Source organism: Bacillus sp. OV166, assembly GCF_900177675.1.
Lineage (GTDB): Bacteria > Bacillota > Bacilli > Bacillales > Cytobacillaceae > Neobacillus.
In genome coordinates, this window is record NZ_FXWM01000001.1 from 4,936,872 (window position 1) to 4,958,314 (window position 21,443).

29 protein-coding genes are annotated in these 21,443 nt (G+C 37.4%); 3 read left to right on the plus strand and 26 right to left on the minus strand.

The window, feature by feature from the left end:
• Positions 1–9 precede the first annotated feature (9 nt).
• From spoIIIAG to spoIIIAA, 7 genes are read right to left on the minus strand one after another with little or no spacing between them, the layout of a single operon-like run.
• A complete protein-coding gene (spoIIIAG, locus tag CCK98_RS24240) occupies positions 10–660 on the minus strand; it encodes a stage III sporulation protein AG (protein WP_088088924.1) in 651 nt (216 codons plus the stop codon).
• A complete protein-coding gene (gene spoIIIAF / locus CCK98_RS24245; protein ID WP_088088925.1) occupies positions 653–1,282 on the minus strand; it encodes a stage III sporulation protein AF in 630 nt (209 codons plus the stop codon). The genes spoIIIAG and spoIIIAF overlap by 8 nt, the downstream gene beginning before the upstream one ends.
• Positions 1,283–1,293: 11 nt before the next feature.
• Positions 1,294–2,490: a stage III sporulation protein AE gene (gene spoIIIAE / locus CCK98_RS24250; protein ID WP_088088926.1), complete on the minus strand. Its 1,197-nt coding sequence runs from the start codon at positions 2,488–2,490 to the stop codon at positions 1,294–1,296.
• Positions 2,491–2,521: 31 nt separating this feature from the next.
• Positions 2,522–2,971 carry a stage III sporulation protein AD gene (gene spoIIIAD / locus CCK98_RS24255; protein WP_088088927.1) on the minus strand — a complete coding sequence of 150 codons (450 nt, stop codon included), beginning with the start codon at positions 2,969–2,971 and terminating at the stop codon, positions 2,522–2,524.
• A complete protein-coding gene (gene spoIIIAC / locus CCK98_RS24260; RefSeq protein WP_066060661.1) occupies positions 2,928–3,131 on the minus strand; it encodes a stage III sporulation protein AC in 204 nt (67 codons plus the stop codon). The genes spoIIIAD and spoIIIAC overlap by 44 nt, the downstream gene beginning before the upstream one ends.
• An 11-nt stretch (positions 3,132–3,142) precedes the next feature.
• Positions 3,143–3,658: a stage III sporulation protein SpoIIIAB gene (gene spoIIIAB / locus CCK98_RS24265; RefSeq protein WP_088088928.1), complete on the minus strand. Its 516-nt coding sequence runs from the start codon at positions 3,656–3,658 to the stop codon at positions 3,143–3,145.
• Complete coding sequence (spoIIIAA, locus tag CCK98_RS24270; RefSeq protein WP_088088929.1) at positions 3,659–4,582, minus strand: stage III sporulation protein AA; 924 nt, start codon at positions 4,580–4,582, stop codon at positions 3,659–3,661. It abuts the gene before it with no gap.
• 216 nt (positions 4,583–4,798) lie between these two features.
• Here spoIIIAA and CCK98_RS24275 point away from each other — a divergent pair, with 216 nt between their 5' ends.
• Positions 4,799–5,467, plus strand: a complete 669-nt coding sequence (locus CCK98_RS24275) for an SIMPL domain-containing protein (protein WP_088088930.1) — start codon at positions 4,799–4,801, stop codon at positions 5,465–5,467.
• A gap of 49 nt (positions 5,468–5,516) precedes the next feature.
• On the opposite strand, the gene CCK98_RS24280 is transcribed toward CCK98_RS24275, so the two are convergent.
• The 17 genes from CCK98_RS24280 to CCK98_RS24360 form a co-directional block, all read right to left on the minus strand.
• Positions 5,517–6,026 (minus strand): TlpA disulfide reductase family protein, encoded by a 510-nt coding sequence (locus CCK98_RS24280; RefSeq protein WP_088088931.1) that lies wholly within the window; start codon positions 6,024–6,026, stop codon positions 5,517–5,519.
• Between the two features lie 77 nt (positions 6,027–6,103).
• Positions 6,104–6,235, minus strand: a complete 132-nt coding sequence (locus tag CCK98_RS24285) for a CcmD family protein (protein WP_088088932.1) — start codon at positions 6,233–6,235, stop codon at positions 6,104–6,106.
• Between the two features lie 11 nt (positions 6,236–6,246).
• Complete coding sequence (locus CCK98_RS24290) at positions 6,247–7,008, minus strand: cytochrome c biogenesis protein (protein WP_088088933.1); 762 nt, start codon at positions 7,006–7,008, stop codon at positions 6,247–6,249.
• A 3-nt stretch (positions 7,009–7,011) separates the two neighbouring features.
• Entirely contained in the window at positions 7,012–7,692 is a 681-nt protein-coding gene (locus CCK98_RS24295) for a heme exporter protein CcmB (protein WP_088088934.1), read from the minus strand.
• Positions 7,689–8,393: an ABC transporter ATP-binding protein gene (locus CCK98_RS24300; protein WP_088088935.1), complete on the minus strand. Its 705-nt coding sequence runs from the start codon at positions 8,391–8,393 to the stop codon at positions 7,689–7,691. Before CCK98_RS24300 ends, CCK98_RS24295 begins: the two co-directional genes overlap by 4 nt.
• Before the next feature lie 24 nt (positions 8,394–8,417).
• Positions 8,418–9,407, minus strand: coding sequence for a hypothetical protein (locus CCK98_RS24305; protein WP_088088936.1), 990 nt, complete (start codon positions 9,405–9,407; stop codon positions 8,418–8,420).
• Positions 9,404–9,778, minus strand: coding sequence for a hypothetical protein (locus CCK98_RS24310; protein WP_088088937.1), 375 nt, complete (start codon positions 9,776–9,778; stop codon positions 9,404–9,406). Before CCK98_RS24310 ends, CCK98_RS24305 begins: the two co-directional genes overlap by 4 nt.
• Before the next feature lie 12 nt (positions 9,779–9,790).
• On the minus strand, positions 9,791–10,297 hold the full coding sequence (locus CCK98_RS24315) for a cytochrome c-type biogenesis protein CcmH (protein ID WP_088088938.1): 507 nt from the start codon (positions 10,295–10,297) through the stop codon (positions 9,791–9,793).
• Between the two features lies 1 nt (position 10,298).
• Positions 10,299–12,281 (minus strand): heme lyase CcmF/NrfE family subunit, encoded by a 1,983-nt coding sequence (locus CCK98_RS24320; RefSeq protein ID WP_088088939.1) that lies wholly within the window; start codon positions 12,279–12,281, stop codon positions 10,299–10,301.
• 25 nt (positions 12,282–12,306) lie between these two features.
• Entirely contained in the window at positions 12,307–12,759 is a 453-nt protein-coding gene (locus CCK98_RS24325) for a cytochrome c maturation protein CcmE (protein ID WP_088088940.1), read from the minus strand.
• 13 nt (positions 12,760–12,772) lie between these two features.
• On the minus strand, positions 12,773–13,825 hold the full coding sequence (locus CCK98_RS24330; protein ID WP_088088941.1) for a hypothetical protein: 1,053 nt from the start codon (positions 13,823–13,825) through the stop codon (positions 12,773–12,775).
• A gap of 244 nt (positions 13,826–14,069) precedes the next feature.
• Positions 14,070–14,723 (minus strand): c-type cytochrome, encoded by a 654-nt coding sequence (locus CCK98_RS24335; protein ID WP_088088942.1) that lies wholly within the window; start codon positions 14,721–14,723, stop codon positions 14,070–14,072.
• A gap of 10 nt (positions 14,724–14,733) precedes the next feature.
• The gene (locus CCK98_RS24340; protein ID WP_088088943.1) at positions 14,734–15,183 is read right to left on the minus strand and encodes a PCYCGC motif-containing (lipo)protein; all 450 of its coding nucleotides are present in this window, start codon (positions 15,181–15,183) and stop codon (positions 14,734–14,736) included.
• Positions 15,184–15,358: 175 nt separating this feature from the next.
• Positions 15,359–15,856 carry a DUF6803 family protein gene (locus CCK98_RS24345; RefSeq protein WP_088088944.1) on the minus strand — a complete coding sequence of 166 codons (498 nt, stop codon included), beginning with the start codon at positions 15,854–15,856 and terminating at the stop codon, positions 15,359–15,361.
• Between the two features lie 133 nt (positions 15,857–15,989).
• The gene (gene efp, locus CCK98_RS24350; RefSeq protein WP_088088945.1) at positions 15,990–16,547 is read right to left on the minus strand and encodes an elongation factor P; all 558 of its coding nucleotides are present in this window, start codon (positions 16,545–16,547) and stop codon (positions 15,990–15,992) included.
• Positions 16,548–16,570: 23 nt separating this feature from the next.
• Positions 16,571–17,632, minus strand: a complete 1,062-nt coding sequence (locus CCK98_RS24355) for a Xaa-Pro peptidase family protein (RefSeq protein ID WP_088088946.1) — start codon at positions 17,630–17,632, stop codon at positions 16,571–16,573.
• Between the two features lie 79 nt (positions 17,633–17,711).
• Entirely contained in the window at positions 17,712–18,209 is a 498-nt protein-coding gene (locus tag CCK98_RS24360; RefSeq protein ID WP_088088947.1) for a YqhR family membrane protein, read from the minus strand.
• 285 nt (positions 18,210–18,494) lie between these two features.
• Between CCK98_RS24360 and CCK98_RS24365 the strand changes: the two genes are divergently transcribed.
• Positions 18,495–19,439, plus strand: a complete 945-nt coding sequence (locus CCK98_RS24365; RefSeq protein ID WP_088088948.1) for a DUF1385 domain-containing protein — start codon at positions 18,495–18,497, stop codon at positions 19,437–19,439.
• Between the two features lie 57 nt (positions 19,440–19,496).
• Positions 19,497–19,892, plus strand: coding sequence for an SA1362 family protein (locus tag CCK98_RS24370; protein WP_306298965.1), 396 nt, complete (start codon positions 19,497–19,499; stop codon positions 19,890–19,892).
• Between the two features lie 36 nt (positions 19,893–19,928).
• On the opposite strand, the gene CCK98_RS24375 is transcribed toward CCK98_RS24370, so the two are convergent.
• Both CCK98_RS24375 and CCK98_RS24380 read right to left on the minus strand, forming a co-directional pair.
• Positions 19,929–20,813 (minus strand): patatin-like phospholipase family protein, encoded by an 885-nt coding sequence (locus CCK98_RS24375; RefSeq protein ID WP_088088950.1) that lies wholly within the window; start codon positions 20,811–20,813, stop codon positions 19,929–19,931.
• 160 nt (positions 20,814–20,973) lie between these two features.
• Positions 20,974–21,423, minus strand: coding sequence for a C40 family peptidase (locus tag CCK98_RS24380; protein ID WP_088088951.1), 450 nt, complete (start codon positions 21,421–21,423; stop codon positions 20,974–20,976).
• Positions 21,424–21,443: the final 20 nt, after the last annotated feature.

A 21,443-nucleotide genomic window follows, 5' to 3' on the forward strand; every position in this document is an offset into this window, starting at 1 on the left:
ACACCCCTTTTATTTTTTAGGCATGACTGCAACTCGGTGACTTGGTACACCTAAAGCGCGTGTAACTGCGTCTACAATCCACTTTTTCACTTGTATATTCTCTGCGCCTTTCGCAACCACTAGGACACCGCGAATTTCAGGTTTTTTCGTTTCTACTACAATCGGAACCTCTTTTTCACCCTCACGGATAATCACTAGTTGTTCATCAATTGAGGCTTCCTCAACTTTCCGTTCCCCACCTTCTCGATCTGTTTCTTCAGTCGTTTGTGATTTGGAAACCCTATTTTTTTCAAGCACTTTCTTATCACTGGAATCAATATTGACAACAACTGTAACATCTTTAACCCCTAGCATTTCCTGAAGGGCTTTCTTAAGCTGATTTTCATATTTTTCTTCATATTTATCCAATGCCTTATTGCTTGAGCCCTTATTTAGACCAAATGCCGGTACATCTTCCGAATCTACTTTTTCACTCGTCGCAACTGGTGTATCAGCTGAGTTCGAATTTGTTTTAAATACAATATTGCCAACAAGCATAAACGCTGCACCGATACATAGAACAACAAGCATATACTGGTATTTCCCTGGTTTCTTGTCAGATTTACCTTCTATTTTGAGCACCTTTTTAAGCCATGAAAATGGTCCCTGGTTGTTATTCATTTTGGTTATTAATCCCCCCTTCAATCGAAACTTCAACTGTTTTTTCGGTCACATTCCATTTTTGCGAAAGAAAAGCGGCAATTTTTTCAGCTTCTTCTGTTGAGCTTTTAGATGGAAGAGGTGTTTCTGTGTTAATTTCGACTTGTTTGATCGCTTCGACTGTCTTCACTTCATTTTCTGGTTGCTTCAGAAGAACCATAACCTTTTGGAGGTTGTCTGGGAATGCTTGGTCGCTTTCTTCATTTGTAGCTAGATCAATTTTTGCTATCTCCAATCCGTATTGTTCCATCAACTCCTCTTTCACGTCCTTTTTCAGTTGGACAGCCATTTCTTCTAAAATATATGCATGTTGTTGGGCTTGTATTTCTTTTTTCTTTAAATCTATTGAATTTTTCATATTTTTTTCTCCAGAAGCTTGATATGAAGGGATCGAACCCATTGCTGATTCAAAATCCTTGGAAATCAATTTAAAGATTGGGGTAAGAATAATGGCAATTAAAAGGAGTCCTGTAACCATTTTTGTGTACTTTTGCATACTTGAATTGGGGAGGAGCATATCAATTACCGTGGCTAACAAGATAAAGAGAATAATATTCGTTACCCACTCTATTAAAAATTCCATATGAATCCCCCCTATCTCATCATCATCGTCAGGTTTCCTGCCGCAACTATAACTGTTATACATAAAAAGAACATCAGTGAAACGATTCCTAAAGCTGCAAAGACATAAATGACACTCTTGCTAATAATATCTAAGCAGGTAATGATTGGCCCGCCGCCTAATGGCTGCAAGATAGCGGCAGCGAATTTATAGATAAAGGCAATCATTAAGATTTTAATAGCTGGGAAGGCTACAATGATAAGCAGGATACCAACACCAGCAATGCCTACTGTATTTTTTAATAGGACAGATGCACTAACCACCGTATCTGTAGCATCTGTAAACATCCGGCCGATAACAGGTATAAAGTTCCCGGTTACAAATTTCGCTGTCCTAATCGTAACACCATCTGTTACAGCTGCTGATGCTCCCTGTACTGATATAACACCTAGAAACACCGTCAAGAACAGTCCCATTAACCCAATGCTCCAGTTTCTTAGCAGGGCAGCTAATTGTGACACTTTATACTGTTCTGACATCGTGCTTACAATACTCAACAAGGTGGCTAGAAACAGAAGAGGCAGGATAATATACTGCATGAATAAACCGCTTATATTCATTAAAAACAAGATCACCGGATGAAAGAAAGCTGCTGATATAAGACCTCCAGAGGCTGCAATTAATGCGAGTAACAGTGGAACAAGTGCTAGCACAAAGGAGATCATCGATCCGATTGCTTCATTTGTATAACTGATGGCGACATGGAAACTATTCAGGGCAATTATGACTAAGACCATATAAACGATTGAATATGCAACCTTGCTAATCGCGCTTTTCTCGAAGGCATTCTGCATCGATTGAAGGAACATACTAAAGATGGTTAGCATGATCAATGACCCCAGTAATTTCCCGTTAGAAACAAACTCTTGAAAGGCAAACTTTACTATTCCCAGCCCCCATTGTTTAAAAGAGAATTTCTTCTCGCCGCTAACAAAGTCATACAAGCTCCCCTTCTGGCTTTCGGGAAGGAATCCCCCGTATTTATAGGTAATGTCCTCCCAAAATTGTTTGAGTTCTGTAATATCAAGGGATTTAAGCTGGGCATCAACTAACTCCTGCGGTGAAAGAGGGTTTGGGTCTTTAGTCTCTTCGGCAGCTTGTACACCTGTAAAGGATAAAAAAAAGAATACAAGAACTATAATAGGAATAAACTGCAATCGCTGCTTCAATTCTATCTACACCTCTTTTTCAGGTTTGTCATCAACTAGGAATAAGTTTGATTATCGTTTCAATCAAAACAGTTAGAATTGGAATCGCCATAGCAAGGATAATAATTTTTCCAGCTAATTCAATTTTAGAAGAGAGTGCTCCCTGACCAGCATCCTTTGTAATCTGGGCGGCAAATTCTGCAATATAAGCAATTCCAATGATTTTTAAAATCGTTTCGATATAAACCATATTCACTTTTGCATTCACTGCCAGTTTCTCAAGCATATGAATGATTTCATAAATTTTACCCACCAAAAAAAGGAAAATGACACAGCCTACAAAGACAACTAAGAGGAATGCAAAATTCGGCTTTTGTTCTTTCACAATTAAAGCTAGAAAGGTTGCTACAAGAGCTATGCCAACTATTTTTATGATTTCAATCTTAGGGACCCCCCTTCTATTGATATAAAAATACAGATTTAATTTTTTGGAAGAGATCATCCACAATGGATGCTACCTGAAATAATATATAGATAAACCCAAACAACGTTACCCACTGTGCGTATTCTTTTTTCCCCACCTGGTCAAGAACGGTATGCAAAAAGGCAACAACTATTCCCACACCAGCAATTTTAAAAATAATATCCACTTCTAACCCCATTGCATTTCCCCCTAAAATAATAAAATAATCAGTAATAATCCTGATAAGAATCCGAGACTCTTGATCATTTTTTCGTATGTTGCTTGGGCTTGAATTGCATCCGCCTCTTCTCTTTCAAGATGTGTTAGTGTCAGCATGATATGTTTTTGCTGGGACATACGATCATGTCGACCCAGGGTCTCCCCAAATTGCTTCATAATTTCAAATTCTCCCTGCTTTAATGCTGTAGAATTCCATATTTCTCTTAAACTCGTTTCCCAAGCGTCTCTTACCGTTGTTTCGGTGTCCGTTAATTTCTTGGAAAAGGACTCAAAAAAGATTGAAAGCGGCTTTGAAAGCTGTTCTGCTAACCTTCTGGCTGCTTCATGTAATGGCGTATGACCGTACATTATTTCTGCTTCAAGTGATTGTAGTGCAGTCCTTAATGCCCTGAGCTGCCTTGGTCGTTCACTAAAACGTCTGGAAATCTCAAATCCGATCCATGTTGTTGCGACAATTATGAATACAGCGCCTATAAGCTTAATCATTTATGTCACTCTCACTTTTTGATTCATTTCTTTACCATTTCCATCTAAAATATGAGTAATAGTTCCTGGTCCTGATGCCCTGCTAAGGACAACAAAACGTTGAAAAATTTTTTGATCAAGAATCGTCCGTAAAGATGGTCTATTTCTAACTTCTTCAATGCTCGTCCCATGAGTGGTCATCATTAACTTTATTCCCGCATGAACAGCCTCTTGGATGGCTTCAGCGTCTTCTTTCCGGCCTATTTCATCAACAACCAGAATATCTGGACTCATCGAGCGAATCATCATCATCATTCCTTCAGCTTTCGGACAGGCATCTAGCACATCCAAACGGTCACCAAAGGTCAATTGCGGTATCCCATTAACACATCCAGCAATTTCACTTCGTTCATCTACAATCCCTACCTTATTTGCCTGTATGCCCCTTGCTAAGTAACCTGAGGATGCAATTCTTGCAATATCACGCAGTAATGTTGTTTTTCCAGTTTGGGGCGGACCAATCACCATCGTATGCATCCAATTTCCTTGATAGATATATGGGATAATTGGTTCAGCTATCCCTACCTTTTCCCTAGCTATCCGAATATTAAAAGAGGAAATGTCCCTGATCGCCTTGACCTTTCCACCCTCAAGAATCACCTTACCAGCCAGCCCAATCCGATGGCCCCCGGAAACAGTTATAAATCCTTGCTTAAGTTCCTCTTCGAGGGTATAGATGGAGAAATGACTTATTTTATTCATTAGGTGAAACGCATCATCAGGCTGGACAATATACGGTAAAAACCTGGGTGCGCCTTTCATTGTCATTTCAATCGGTCGGTTAATTCGTATGCGGATTTCTTCCAGTTCTTCTTTTTGGTTAGGAGGGATTTTGCTGATTAGGTCGGCTATATTTTTTGGTAAAAAGTTTAGGATTGTTTCCACGTGTGCAACCTCCTCATATTTGCCTTTCTCATTATTTAAAATGTATGCCTGCTTGGTCACATTATGACTTTCAAAACTGTCATTTCTTTTCTATTTTCTTAGATGAATGCTAGAACGAAAATAAGATAAGTAGAAAGGGATAAATTTTAATATCGGAACATTTTTGGAGGTCAGTCGTATTTTAAAGAAAGAATAAACATAAAGGGGGAGAGGGAAGTGTACAATTACCATCCGTTAAATCGAAATGGATTACCTCCCAAGGACTATTTAATAAAAGTGTCTGGTGAAGGAGAAATGGCAATCCAACCTGACTCCGCTTCGGTAAACCTAGGAATAATAACGGAAAGCAAGCAGGTAATAACCGCCCAGCAGCAGAATTCTCTTGAAGTAACAAAGGTAATCGACTCTCTTATTTCACTGGGAATTACCAAAAATAATATACAAACCTTCGATTATCGAATTGAATCAGATTACGATTATGACCATGGGAAACAAATATTTCGTGGTTATAAAATAACCCATATCCTGCAGGTAAAAATAGAGGACTTATCAATCGTTGGCAAGGTCGTGGATACCGCTGTTCAAAACGGTGCGAACTATGTTTCTAACGTCCAATTTACAGTGAAAAACAAAGAGTCTTTTTATAAACAGGTCTTAGATATGGCAGTAAATAATGCAATTGAAAAGGCTAAAACCATTGCAGGGACCTTAAATGTATCGTTAATCCCAACACCGAGGTTAATTATCGAAGGAGGCAGAACGGTCCAGCCTGTTTTTAACCAGCCTGGAGCTTTCGTGAAAGGAGCTGCCTCCACACAAATTGAACCAGGACAAATAACAGTCAAGGCTGATGTGATCGCAGAATTTCACTTTAAACCATTTTAGAAAAAAAAGGATTGAACCTTTTGATCAGGTTCAATCCTTTTTTGTGAGTTTATTTATCATATTTCTTCGCCCAATTATATAATTGCATTTCTGTAACTGGACCGTTAAAATGTTCTCTTATTATTCCTTGTTTATCAATCACAAAGGTTTCAGGCTGCCCTGTCACATTATACATTTTAGAAACCTTTGCATTATAATCAAATAAATAGTTCATTTCGGCTTTATTTTTCTCCGTTACTTTATTAATCTTATCCATTGTCTCGCCACGATTAATCATAAGAAAATGATATTGATCACCATATTCTTTTTGGAAGGATTCTAGCTCTGGTAACTCCTCCTTACATGGAGCACACCAACTGGCAAAATAGTTCAGAATAACCACTTCCCCCTTAAAATCGGAGAGCTTGGTTGTACTTCCATCCAAATTTGGCAACGAAAAATTATATGCCTGATCACCAACATCTGTATGTTCACCTTTTGTAACTAAACTATAACCAAAGAAACCAAACATACTAACAATAAGAATCAATATGAGTAATTTGATGACCCGCTTGTTCATCGTATCTCCTCCTGACACCAGTAAGGTTCTATGCAAAAGGCCTGTTTATGCTTCACAGGCCTAATTATTACTACTAGTTATTTTTCTAGTTGTTTTAAGAATTCAATTTCCTGCTTAAGCTTTGAGTGTCTTTTACCGAGTATTAACATATATCCAAAAATAACAACCCATGCAACAGAATAGGCACCATACATAAATTCAAAACCCATGAAAATTCCTCCTATTTTTCCAATTCTTCTCTTAATTTTTCTTTATAGCGCTCTACTTTAATTTTCATATTTTCAAAAGAAACACCTTTATGAAGAAGGTATGAATATAGAATGGTAAATGCTGCAAGTGAAACAAACAACGCCACTAGCATAGAACTCTCAATACCTCCACCTTTTTGGGAAGGTCCCTCACCAAACACGATTGGGTGAAACTTTGTTTGCCACCAGCGAATCGCGAAAAATACGATTGGAACATCAGCAAACCCGATGATTCCAAATACAGCAGCAAGTCTGGCTTTTTTATCCCATACTCCATCCATTTGACGAATCATAATGTAGGCTATATAGATAAAGAAAAGAATTAACGTTGTAATTAACCGCGGCTCCCAAACCCACCAAGTATTCCATGATGATTTTGCCCAAATTGGGCCAGTTGTTAAGACAATGATCGTAAAGACCACACCAATTTCTGCAGAAATATAAGCATAGGTGTCAAATATTCTTTTCCGCTTGACTAAGAATAAAATACTGAAGACAAATGTCACAAAAAATGCCATGAACGCCAGCCATGCTGAGCTAACATGAAAGTAAAAGATTTTTTGGGCTGCTCCCATCGTTACTTCTTCAGCAGAAAAGATAAAGATAAAATAAAGGGCGACCAACATGGAAATAACTGTAGCACCAAACAAAATCTTTGATAGTTCTGGGCTCTTCTTAACAGTTAATTGAGATCCAGTAAGTACCGCTTTCTCTCGTTCGAGATTCATACTCATCACTCAAACCTCCAGCACATAATCAATTAATAAGAAACAAACAACAAAGAAGATAACATCGTACGCAGTGACCAACTGAATCCAAGCGACTGCACTTGAAAATTTATCCATATTCGTTAAGATGATTCGCGTGGCTTGAACAACACCGATTAGGATTGGCGTTGTAATTGGAAACAGCAATAGTGGAAGCAGCATCTCACTGCTTTTGGAATTGGCTGCCAATGCCGCCAAGAATGTTCCAATGGCGATAAATCCAAAACTGCCTAAGAATATAACTAAGATAAAATAAGGAATGCTCCCAAAAAATTTGAAATCAAATAACAAAAATAAAAACGGGATGGAAACCAGTTCTACGATCAACATCATCGCAAAATTGGCTAAGAACTTTCCTAAATAAATGCTCGCTGCCTCCATTGGTGCAACCAATAATCCTTGCATCGTATCATTTCTCTGCTCGGATATAAATGATCTGTTAAGACCTAAAATTCCAGCAAAGACGATAATGACCCAAATGACTCCTGGTATAACTGCTTTTGTTGTATTATTGGCAGGGTCAAAGGCGAAGCTGAAAACAACAATCACCAGACCAGCGAAAATAATTTGGGTCACCATAATTTGTTTTGTTTTTAATTCGGAATATAAATCCTTTTTTGCTAATAAGAGGGCTGTTCGAAAAAGGTTCATGATACTCCCTCCACTAATTGCTCATATTTTTTAGAAACAAAACCTAAGTTTTGATTTTCAATCCTAAAATCATCGACAATCTTGCCATTTTTTACAATGATAATTCTGTCACAGATTTCAGCTGCTTGTTTGAAATCATGCGTAACCATTAAGGTAGTGGTGCCTTTTGCTTTCATGGAAAGAATAACGTTATTAAGTATGGTAATCGCTCCTTGGTCTAATCCTGTGTGCGGTTCGTCCAAAAGGAGAATTTCCGGTTCATGAACAATCGCTCGTGCAATCGCAATCCGTTGAATCATTCCACGGGAGAAATTCTTTACCGGTTCATTTAAAAAGAATGACAAACCTACTTCTTTGACAAGTGCAATCGCTCGTTGTTCAACATTTTTAACACCATAGACATTCCCAAAGAACACAATATTTTCCACCGGAGTGTAATGATCATAAAGCAAACTGGAATGGGGTAAATAACCCATTATTTTTTTTATTTCGATATGATTTTTTTTCAAATCCATATTATTAACCAATACAGACCCAGATGTAGGTTTGATTAAGGTTGCGAGTACTTTTAGAAGCGTACTTTTTCCGGCACCATTTGGTCCAAGGATGGCAACCGTTTCTCCTTTTTTGATTGAGAGGTCTACACCACGAAGGATGAGCTTATTATCCGCTTGTTTTGTTAGCTTTTTTATTTCTATCATTTGCAGTCTCTCCCATCCCAGCAACTACTCTACAAAATTACGTAAGTTTAATTTTACTTGGACAAGATGCTGTTTATAAGCTTCTAGCTTTGCATGATATTCATCCTCTGAAAGCTTTCCATCTCCGAAGGATTCTTCCAATTCAATGATCTTATCCATTATGGCTTTTTGCTTTGCCATTAAAAGTTTAAATGTCTTCTCTTCTTTATCTGCTCCAAGTCTTTCCTCTTCCAGCTTTGCTTTCCTTCTGAAATAGATATAATAGGAGATTCCAGCAATGACAATAGCTCCTATAATAATTAAAAAGACATGTGGATCAAAGCGGTGTAGAGGGGACTGTGCCCATATTCTTAGATGACCTGGATTATGGAAAGCAGGCGCCGTGTGTGTAACCGAACTATTACTTTTATTAGTTGTTTCCGACTTTTTTGTCTCATTCGCTGCAGGCTGTATATCTGGCTTATAAACAAGTGTAAACGATTGGTTAGCTTTAATCCCTTCGATACTGTATCCAAAATAATTTTCGTCATCGAATTTGAAACTGCCTTGACTAGTTGCAACCGCACCCTTAACTTCAATACTCCCTCTTCCTTCTGGAACGAGAATTTGCATCATTTGTACGTTGTAGTCAGCTTTTAAATTAATTGCTTTTCCCTTTGCTATCCGATAACTGTAAGGCAACACCATCGTTTGATTTTCTGGAATTGGCGTGGTTGTAATGAATCCTTTGTCAACCTCTTTAAAGGCAATTTTATTGTCTAAAAAGTTGAGATCCTCTGCGCCTTCGGGAAGGGTTACATTTAAGACCGCTTCACTTTTACCGTCACCTTTATATTCTTCAGCTGAGGTATTAGTATAATTAACCATATTCATCATATTCGTTGAGCCATCTTCTGCCGGGCTGACAACGATATAATGCATATCAATCGAAACCTTTGAATCAGAAGCTGCTAATCCATGAAATGGAATGAATAGCATCAGTCCGAGGAAGAAAACCGTGATTTTTTTGATCACTTTCCTTCCCCCTTTTTATTCTTATAAGTTTTCATTTGAGCTTCAATTTCTTTTTCAACTTCATCCATTAAATCTTTATCGATGTTTGTATCCATCAACTGTTCTTCTTCCTTCATAATGCTGGCAACTTCTGTTTCATATTGCTTTTTTAAAACTTTATAATCAGCGTGTGAGATTTTATCCATCTTGTACTCAAATTCTATTTCATTAAGTGTTGTTAATAGTGCTTCTTTCGAGGCGCCGATATCCTGACCCGTTGAACTAACATGTAAATAAGCATCCCACTTAAATAACGGTGATAGTATTAGAAACAGACAAGCTAGCGCAAATATGGTGGTAAAAATCATCGAGATGACTGTGATATCTTGCATTTTGTTCACATCCTAAAGATACTTTTTGCGTTCTTCATCAATCATGGAAGATAGTATTTCTTCTTCTACTTCATCCTCGGTGTTCTGGTACTCAGCAACAGGTTCATCTGTGCCTTTTTTCTTAACCCATTTACGAATAACGAAATACAATGATATTCCCGCTGCGGCCAATACTACAAACGGGAGAACCCAAGCTGTTAAACTAAAACCGCTTTTTTCAGGTGAAGTCAATATTTCTTCACCATAGATATTGACATAATAGGCACGAATTTTATCCTTATCCCACCCCTTGTTCATCATGTCAACCAGGTCTGCTTTAAATTCTGTGGTAAGATTGCACGTATTCGGATCACATTCATAATGATCCTGACCACAGCCACATGTGCAAGCGAATTGCTGAGCAACGGCTTTGAATTCAGCTGATTTATAGTCAATCTGTTTTGCTGCTTCAACGCGAAGGAATGATCCTTGAAAGATGAACGCTATTATGAGAAGGCCAATATAAATTTTGTTTTTCATATTAAGACACCTCTCTGCGTACTCCTGTGTATCTCGGAGTGACATTTCCATATTTTCCGTTCCAAACGGCGAACAGAGCGCCAATAACAATCATGAATGAACCAATCCATAGCCAGTTCATCATTGGATTAATTTTTACAACAAATGTGGCTTTTCCATCATCTTCCCAGGCACTTAACACGATGTATAAGTCTTCCTTAAGCGAAGATATAATCGCCACTTCGGAAGAAGGCTGTTCCCAGTTTCCGTAAAATACCTTTTCTGGCTGATACGTGCCTAGCTTTTTACCATTTCTAAAAACGGTTACATCGGCATAGACGATATCATTAATGCCTTCTTTCTTCTGATCAAGCCGGTCGTAGTTGATACGATAATCCATTAATTCAATTGACTGCCCTAAATCGACTGTTTTCATTGTTTGTAAATCATAATTCTGTGAACCAATAATCCCCATCGTGATGAAGGCAATACCAAGGTGAACGATGTATCCACCATACCTGCGGCGATTTCGAATCATCAAGCGGTACAGCGCCACAAATGGTGTTTCTTTAGTCATCTTTCTTCTAGCTTTTACACCTCTATAAAACTCTAAGAAGTGGGTAATTAATAATAGAATGATTACTCCATAACCAATGACTGCCCATGCTTTTTGAATTCCTAACACTACCATCAAAATCATGCCAAGAACAGCGAGGATAGCAGGAATCATGAAGTTTTTCTTAAGATTTTTCACGGTAGATTTTTGCCAAGCAAGCATTGGACAAACTGCCATGACAAACATCATTGATAATAGAATTGGTGCTTCCACTTTATTAAAAAATGGTAGACCAACCGTTACTTTTGTACCACGTACTGCTTCTGATACTAATGGGAAAATCGTTCCCCAAAATACGGCAAAGGCTGCTCCGACTAGTAATAAATTATTTACTAAGAAGCTGCTCTCTTTGGAAACAAAGGAATTAAATTCCCCTGCACTGCGTTTCAGCAGGTTGTAACGGCTCATTAACACATATAGTGCCCCGATGACTGCCACACCCATGAAGATTAAGAAGTATAATCCCAGGTTTGAATTTGCAAAGGCATGAACAGAGGTCAGTACGCCGCTTCGCACTAAGAATGTACCAAATAGGGTAAGTGCATAGGAGACAATGATTAAGCTGATATTCCAAATTTTTAACATGTTTTTCCGTTCTTGAATCATAACGGAATGTAAGAAGGCTGTTGCTGTTAACCATGGCATAAAGGAAGCATTTTCAACTGGATCCCATGCCCAGTAACCGCCCCAGCCAAGTTCAACATATGCCCATTGACCGCCAAAGATATTTCCAAGGCTTAAAAATAACCAGGCAATAATTGTCCAACGTCTAGTCATTTTAATCCAGAAATCATCGACATTTTTCAAAATTAATGCCGCCATCGCAAAGGCAAATGGAATGGCAAGACCTACATAGCCAAGGTAAAGTGTGACAGGATGAATGATCATTCCTGGATTTTGAAGCATTGGATTTAATCCTTTTCCTTCTATTGGAATCTCATTTAATAGAAGGAAAGGTTTAGCTACAAAACCTAAAATAAAGAAGAAGAAAACCGCATTTGCAAGTAAGATGGCCGAAATGTATGGAATCATCGGGTTTCCTTTTAACTTCCGTGAGAAAGCAATCATACAAGTATAAAGAGTTAAGAAGAATGTCCACAATAACAACGAGCCTGCATTACCCGCCCATAGTGCGGTAAGTTTATAGATAATCGGCAGTTCACTGCTTGTGTAATCATGAACATATTCATATTGAAATTGAGAGGTTGCTAATAGGTAGAACAATGAAAGCATTGCAACTGATGAACATACTAATAATGCAATCAATCCACCTTTACCACTGTTAATAAACTTTTGATTTTTCGTGCTGATCCCCAACGTGATAATGAGGAGTGAATAAATTGCGATGGCTAAGCCTATATAAATCGTAGCATTGGAAAATAAATACATTTCGTCACCTTCTTAAGTTAGCCTGTTATTTTTCATTCGGTGTTTTATTTAATTTATCTTTATGTGTCTCTGGATTATAATTTTTGATATCTTTTCCTTCATACTTAGAAGGACATCTTGTTTTAACTGTCTCTGCCACAAATGTATTCTTTTTGGTCGGTGCCCCTTGGAGAATAGTAATGACACCTTCTGCAAAGTTATCTGGTTTGGTACCATTATGTATAACATGCATAACATTTCCGTCGTTATCTTTAACATCAAACTTCAACTCAATTTTGTCTGGATTCCATTTAATTGAATCTTCAATAAGTAATCCTTCTACAGTTACAAAATCATCTTTATGTTGATCTTGAGTAGCCAAGAGCTCTTTCATCGTTAACTCAACACCACTTGAACCAGGAGTTGCTGCCATCAGAAGGAATACAATAGCTCCTGCAATAATAAACCCACCAAGCATAATAATCGTATTTTTTTTCATTCTTCTCACCTCATTAGATTAATTTCTTCATTTCTTCTTCGTACATTTCTTGGTCTATCTTTCCAGTTAAAAGTTTTTTGCGCAGTTCCTTCTTTTCTTCAGAATTCGCTGTTTTGTTGTCTTTTTTAACCGTTGGAGAAGTCTTCTTCGGTTGTTTTTTATTATGACTGGCTATCTTAGATGCTGATTGTTTATTTCCTTTTAAGCCAATGAAAACAAAGAGTCCGGCAATGATGATTGCAATACCGATAATCGATGCACCACCCAGCCCGATAATTGGACGTTTTGATGAATTAGTGGTTCCTCCGTTTTTCACAACTTGGTCTGTTGCAGTTACACCACTATGGTTTTCATCATTTGGTGGCTGCTTTTTGTTAATCGCCTCCATTGTTGATTCAGTACCATCTTTCTTATATGAGAAAGAGTATTTCAAGCCAGCATCTGCCTTTACATTTTTGTATTGGTAGTAATAAAGCTCTTCTCCATATTCATTTTTCGAATTGTTTGCTGCCTTTGGCTCAATTTTTATTTCCTTTGCATCCATTGGAGCATAAAAGATAACATCTAAAAGCTCGATATCAGCTTTATTTTTAAGTTCATATGTAAAGATCTTGTTGTCCTTCAAGTTAATTGACTTTGTATAGTACTCAATGACAAATTCGTAGGTTTCGTTATTCTTAATTGCTTTAGCTGGTTTCCAAGTAATGATCCCATTTTCTTTATCGACATCATAGGGACGCTGTACTTCAGGCTTATTTTTTTCTGGGAATTCTGCTACCAAGAAGGCTTCAAAGCCTTTTTCCATTGCTGGAACGGGAATCTCAATCTTCCCATCATAATCTTGACCACTTTTATTGGTAATTGTTCCGTACTGGCCCACTAGTAAAGATGGAATATCTCGTGACCAACCTTCGGGATAATCAAACTCTGGCATTACCTGAATCTGCATTTCCTTAAAAGGAAATTTTTCTGCCTGAAAGGCTGTTTCAGCACTAGCCTTCGGGATGATGAAATTCGTTAAAAATGATGCGATTACGAATAATGCCAACAACTTATTTTTAAGCATCTTAATCCTCCTGACTTAAAAAACTTATCACTAGAAAGTACTATTTTTCACTATAGTCCTCTTTGAAATAAATATAATCTTTATCAACCCTTATTTGTTGATTCACTCTTGAACATTTTGTTAAAGGATAAAAATCGTTGCGGTTTCGACAAAAAACCACCACAAAATGTTCACAAATTAAAAATGGGCAAAAAAAACCTGTATCCTCTTGTAATGGATTCAGGTCTTTTATGCTGTATTTAGTTTATTTTTTCTCCAAAGATCGGATATAGGTAACAATATCGGTAATATCCTTTTTCTTGAGCTGGCGTGCGCCTTCATGCCCCTTTAATGAAGGTCCCATCCTAGTTTCTTCACGACCGTAGGCTGCATCAATCCATATTTGCTTATCAGTTGTATATTTCAGGTATTGTCGATTAGCGAGAGCGGTTCCCATTTTATCCTTACCTGTCCCTGCTTTACCATGACAATTTAAACAATATAAATTATATTGCGCTTTTCCATTTTCAGGATTACCTGAAATCGTTTTTGGCACATCAAACTCGATTTCTTCTGTCTGCCAGTCTCTTATAAAAGCAACAAGATTTTTTAAATCCTTATCTGACATTCGAGGACCGTAAGCAGGCATGACTGTGTCTTCTCTTCCATATTTCACATAATTATACAGGTCTTTATCGGATACGGAGCTTAAAAAATTCTGGCTATTTAAAGCCGTCCCCGTTTTTGAGCCTTCTCCTTTTCCTTTTTCGCCGTGACAAAATATACAATTTTTGTTATATATCTTTTCACCAGCAGCAATTGCTTCTGATTTCTTGCTATCAAAAATTTGGCTATTACTTAAACAGACAATAATTCCAATAATAATCAAAATGTAAAATCCGATTAGTATTTTCTTCATGGGTTTCCCTTTACTTAGGTTCAGGTGTTGGGGTTGGCTCCCCAAAATCTTTATATTTTTCTGTGATTAATTGATATATTTTATTCGTATTTTTTCCACTAAGATGCATTTCAACAGCATCTCGAGCAATATCAATGCAGGTGTCGCAAGATATTCCGTGAGAATCCCATTCTGTTACTGCATTGTCTTCACCAACTTGTTTGACAAAGCAATCTAGATTGCTCTTATGTCCTTCGACAACACATCCACAATAGCAAGGAACAGATGCTACGACTTCAGGATAAGTTGCAGCCATAACATAAGTTTCATTAATTTTTTCAGATGTATTCAGAACAAAATCTGGTAATGGCACATGTTTTTTATCAAGTTTCCAGCTTTCATCACTAAGTTTGGAACTGCAGCCAGCAGCCACAATGGCAAACAAAATCCCAAGGAACAAGAGAGATGTAATTCGTTTCATGATCTGTTGCACCCCTTCCCTATTATTTTTTGTACTACTTCAGTTTAGCAAAAAGAAATTAGCCAATTAGTAATTAATTCTTACTATTTAGTGAAGTTTTTACGAAAGTTAAAGTAAAGTCGTAAAAAAAGCAAAGACCACTGAAATATCTTAAATAGACTTCCAGTGGTTCAAATTACATATTACTCATATCATGTCCTGAATGGCCACCTGTTCCTAGCGCAGGATCAATCATTCCAAATATCATTGCAATGTGTGCAACCACTAGAAAAATACTAACAAAGATCGCATGAATTTTCAGCTTTTCTTCTTCTGTTTTATTTCTATAAATAAGACCTAAATCAAGTAGGGCCATGCCAAGAAATGGGATAATTCCAAGTAAATAGAATGTAACGGCTACAACATCAATCCAGCCTTTCCACTCCCTGTTTACCGTTAATGGGATATAAGCAACTTTCATTAAATATATGAATATGCCAGTAAAATAAAAGCCTGCAAATATGCCGGTTACTTTATTCAATTTTTTTAAGGCACTGTCTAATTTTCTTGTAAATAATATGGCAATTTCCGAAATCGCAAGGATCTCAGCACAAATTACTGGAACGGCCATAAATATTAATAAATTCCAAGGCTGATTGTCTGCTAGTAATCCCATATAATGTGTCATATTCATGTTTATCTTCTCCTTTATTTTTTCTACACACCAACTATATTGAAAAAGTGTGCAGAAACTTAGGAGAAACTATGGAGAAATTGTTAAAAAAAAGCCTTAATCCGACAATTTTCGGACTAAGGCTTTGATCTGATTATGCACGTGACACGTATGATCCATCAGTCGTATTGATAATTAACTTATCCCCTTGATTGATGAAGAAAGGAACCTGAACAGAAAGACCTGTTTCAAGGGTAGCTGACTTGGTACCGCCAGAAGACGTATCCCCCTTAATACCCGGTTCTGTTTCAGCAACCTCTAAAATTACATTGTTTGGTAATTCAACTCCAAGAGTTTCATAATTAAACATCATAATTTGTACTTCCATATTTTCTTTCAAAAACTTTAATTCATACTCTATGCTTGAAGCAGGAAGTTCTACCTGCTCGTAAGATTCCATATCCATAAATACATGATTATCACCGCTTGCATAAAGATATTGCATTTTACGGTTATCGATTTGAGCTTTCTCTACTTTCTCACCTGCACGGAATGTTTTTTCTTGAATTGCTCCATTACGAAGGTTACGAAGCTTGGAACGAACAAAGGCTGCTCCTTTACCTGGCTTTACGTGTTGAAAATCAAGGACACGCCATAAGCCGCCATCCACTTCAATTGTTAATCCTGTTTTAAAATCATTTACAGATATCATATTAAGATCCTCCTAAAAAATCATTACAGTATAATTAGTTCTTTTGTAGAATGTGTGAGTGCTTCGTTATGGTCCTTTGTAATCAATGTATCATCTTCAATCCGAACGCCGCCTAGACCTGGGATATAGATACCCGGCTCACATGTTACTACCATTCCAGGTTCTAATATTACATCAGACTTCATCGATAGACCAGGGCCTTCATGGATCTCAAGTCCGATACCGTGCCCGGTTGAATGACCAAAGTATTCACCATAACCTTTTTCTGTTATGTAGTCTCGTGTTATTGCATCTGCTTGCTTCCCTGTCAAACCTGGTTTGAATCCAGCCATTCCAAGTAATTGGGCTTCAAGTACAACTTCATAAATTTCTTTAAGCTTTGCGTCTGGCTCTCCAATCGCAATAGTCCGCGTAATATCAGAAACATATCCATTGTAGTAACAGCCGTAGTCCATTGTTACAATGTCCCCTGCTTCAATTACCTTATCGCTAGCAACACCATGTGGAAGTGCTGAGCGATGACCAGAAGCAACGATTGTATCAAATGAAGAGGAAGTGGCACCAGCTCTCCTCATAAAGAACTCTAACTCATTAGATACTTCTAACTCAGTTTTTCCAGGACCAATGAAGTCTAAAATATGTTTAAATGCAGCATCAGCAATATCAGCTGCTACCTTTAATATCTTAATCTCTGCATCAGTCTTTATCAAGCGTAACTTTTCGATTACACCAGAAAGCGGAACAAGTTCAGCGTCAACTTCATTATCATATAATTTAAAGGAGGAGTATGTTAGAAAATCCTCTTCAAATCCCAGCTTTTGAATTCCAAGGTTCTTCACTTGTTGTGCAACTTCTTCAGGAATCGTTCCGGTTATTTTTATAATTTCGAAACCTTGGCATTGTTTAGTCGCTTGTTCAATATAGCGGAAATCCGTAAGAAACAAAGTTTTTTCCGCACTAATTAAAACTACACCAGCAGAGCCAGTAAAGTTTGAAATATAGCGACGATTATATGGGCTAGTGATCAAAATTCCATCAATTCCAAGTGTTGAAAAATTAGATCTTAGTTTTTCTATTTTTTCCATTGCTCTCCACTCTCCTTTTCAAATCCATATGAGGACAAAAATATTTTATCACAACCTACTTCATCCGACTAATCGTAACTTAGGAGGACTCCTCTTTCTCTTGCTCGTTATTATTTTGATACTCATAATTTATGGAATATCCAATAAAGATTCCATATACGATATAAATACAAATGGATGTAATGATCGTATCTCTTTTTAAATCAAAAAATGGTTCAATACCTGGAAAGAGTGGATTTAGAATAAAGAACACCACCAAAAACAATATAATTCCATAGCCAAGTCCAAACCAAAACCCTGTGAATTTTCTCAACACTGCATAGTAAATAAATGCTGCTACCACGGAACATATTCCAATTAAAATAATGGATATGACGGTCCCCAGCCATTCGTATTTCCAATGCCCTAGTGCCCATGGCTCTAGAATGACATTGGGACGAATTTCAGTAAAACTTAAGTAGGACGCTATGAAGCCCATCAATCCCCAAAACAGACCTCCAAATAAACCCGTCCAAAATACCATTACCGAAAAGGACATGGGCTTAGGATAATTTCCTAGTTTCTTCTCAATCGCCATTGTAACAACCTCCGTTTACTTTCTGTTTATTCGGGAAGTGCCCTTTTTGCTGTTATATATGCTTGATATGCTGTCCTTTAATTGGGACAACAAAAGGCCATAATAAATTCCATTTCTTATTATGTCCTTTGGTATTCAATCCCTTTCATATAAAAAAACTTTTTAATTGGAAATATTATGTCATTCCTAGAGGTTTTTTTGTTTTTCTAGTAGAATAGAATTAAGTACATACAGATTTTATCTTTCAGCTGTTGTGCAACTATAGATTAGGTTGGTGTAAAGTATATGTCCAATTCTCAAAAACCCGTTTATGGCGGCCAAGCGGTTGTCGAAGGTGTTATGTTTGGCGGAAAACATCATTATGTTACTGCGGTACGCAGGAAGGATCAATCTGTTGAATATTTTCATTTGCCTCGTAAAGCAAATCCTTATTTTACAATCCTAAAGAAAATCCCATTTCTGCGAGGGATAATCGCAATTATTGAGTCGAGTGCAAATGGATCGAAACATTTAAACTTCTCGACGGAAAGATTTGATGTGGATCCAAAAGAAGATGAAATTATAAAAGAAAAAGAAGTCTCTAAATTGACTATGTACCTTGGTGTTGCTGCAATTGGTGTTATTTCATTTTTATTTGGCAAATTTGCTTTTACGCTGATCCCTGTGTTCCTTGCAGTTTTGACAAAACCAATTTTTCCATCGCATTTTGCTCAAGTGTTAGTGGAGGGTTTTTTTAAACTAATTTTATTAATTTCCTATATTTATTTTGTTTCACTTACTCCATTGATAAAAAGGGTGTTTCAATATCATGGCGCCGAACATAAAGTAATCAATACCTTTGAATCTGGGGTTGAGTTAACCGTTGAAAATGTGCAGGCTCATTCCCGTCTGCATTACCGCTGTGGCAGTAGTTTCATCCTGTTTACAGTCTTTGTTGGTGTTTTTGTCTATATGCTGGTACCTTCAACTCCGCTTTGGTTACGGGTGGTCGACCGGCTCCTCTTAATTCCTGTGGTTTTGGGTATTGCTTTTGAAATCCTTCAATTAACTAATAAACTTAGAGATATTCCAGTTTTAAAGTATCTAGGTTATCCTGGTCTTTGGCTGCAACTAATAACAACGAAGGAACCACAAAATGATCAAGTCGAAGTGGCAATACTTTCTTTTAACGAATTATTAAGAAGAGAAAAGGAATCTGAGTACTCGGTCAAAAGCGAAGAAATTGTCTAAATTCTTGTTTTATCGTGTTTAAAAGAATTAAAAAATGCTTAAGATGCTCTTAGGGAGGTGGCTTTCTTGAAAAATCGGACATTTGTTAATGTTGTTGTTGGGGGACTTATCATTCTTGCTTTACTTGGCCTTGTTGGTTCATTTACAGCTAATCCGGCCGGTTTCATTCAGAGAATAGCTGTCATCGCATTGATTGTTCTAGCCGTTTATTTCCTAGTACGGAAGTTTTCCAAATCAAACCCTCAGAAAAAAGAGCAGCGTGCATTTCTTAAAGCCGCCAAAAAATCAAAAAAACGATTACAGCAAAAGGGTGGAGACTCAACTGTAAAAACCTCCTCTCTTGGGACGCTAGCATCATTAAAGAAGAGCAACAAGAACAAAAAGAAATCTCCTGCTCACTTAACTGTTATCGACGGCAAAAAGGGTAAAAAGAAAAATCGAGCGTCTCTATAGGCGCTCGATTTTCTTTTTATCCTAGTGTAATCCGTATTAATATCCCCAAGTCTTCAAAAATTGTTTTGCTCTCTCTTTTCCTAGATCGAACAACTCATGTTTCTTCTCCTCTGTTAAATGGAATTCTGTTGATAACACACCCTCGGTCGGTATAAAGATAATGTTCTTTACATGTTTTTTAGAAATGTACCTAGAATCGTGTGCATCCTTCATCGTCTCAAATAGGGCTCCAAATAGTTGAATCGCATTTTTTATTTTATGTTTTTCAGTTTCATATTCACTTGGACTTAATTTAATACCAAGGACAGGTCTTACCTTTTGTGCATTTTCCTTATCAAAAAGCCACATAGGAAAATTGCTTAGGACCCCGCCATCAACTAAAATGTTCATTCCATCCATTGTACGCATTTTAACAGGTTCAAAGAAATATGGGATACTGCAGCTGATTCTAATCGCTTTTGCGATTGGAAATGAACCAGGTGAAATGCCGTATCTTTGTAAGTCATCAGGTAAAACAATCATTTGCCCATTTGATAGGTCTGATGCAATTACTCGAAGTGCCTTCGGGGGCAAATCAGCGAATGTTCTTAACCCTTTGGCTTCAAGTTTCTTACAAATCCATTTTTCAAGTTCATTGCCTTTATAAAGTCCTAGCTTCCAATAGACATACAGCCATTTTGCAAAAGGGAAAGGGATAATTGATTTGCGGGCATCCATTATTTTTGAGAGATCCAACTCGTCGACCAATTGGAAGATTTCTTTACTTGTGTAGCCAGCGGCAATTAATGCTGCAACGATCGATCCTGCACTCGTTCCCGCCACTCTGACAAATCGCAAACCTTTACTTTCTATTTCTTCGCAGGCTCCAATAAGTGCAAACCCTTTTATTCCTCCTCCAGAAAAAACGCCGTCTATATACATGGCAGCCACTCCCAAAGATGTACTCGTTTTTACATCTTTAAGCGGTTATTTTAATAAATAGTACCAAGGACAAGTAGAAAATTTATTATATATAAAAAAGAACATCGTCATTAAACGATGTTCTTGGTCAATAACAATATTGAAAACGCTAAACTTTTCATTAAAATCGCTTTGCTCCTATGTATCTTGGTTTCCAGTAACTGTTGCTTGTATAAGCGATTGAAACTCCTTTTGAAGATGCAGCCTGAATCATTTTTCCGCCACCAATGTAAATCGCAACGTGAGTAGGTCTGCTTGCCTTATTCGGTGCAAAGAACATCAAGTCTCCTGTTTGTAAAGAACTAACACGATATCCTTGCTTGTAGTACATATCAGCTGCCGTCCGTGGCAATACTTTTCCAGCCTTACCGTAAGAATACTTAACCAAACCAGAGCAGTCGAAACCATTAGGTGTTAATCCACCCCATCTATATGGAACACCAAGATTTGCTTTTGCTACTGAGATTGCTTTTGTATGGTAATAGGCCGCTTCCGCTTTATCACCCATAGTGGTAAACAATGAACTTAGAATAATTGTCATAGCCATGATTGCAATGATTTTTTTCAACATATTGTTTAATCTCCCTGTGT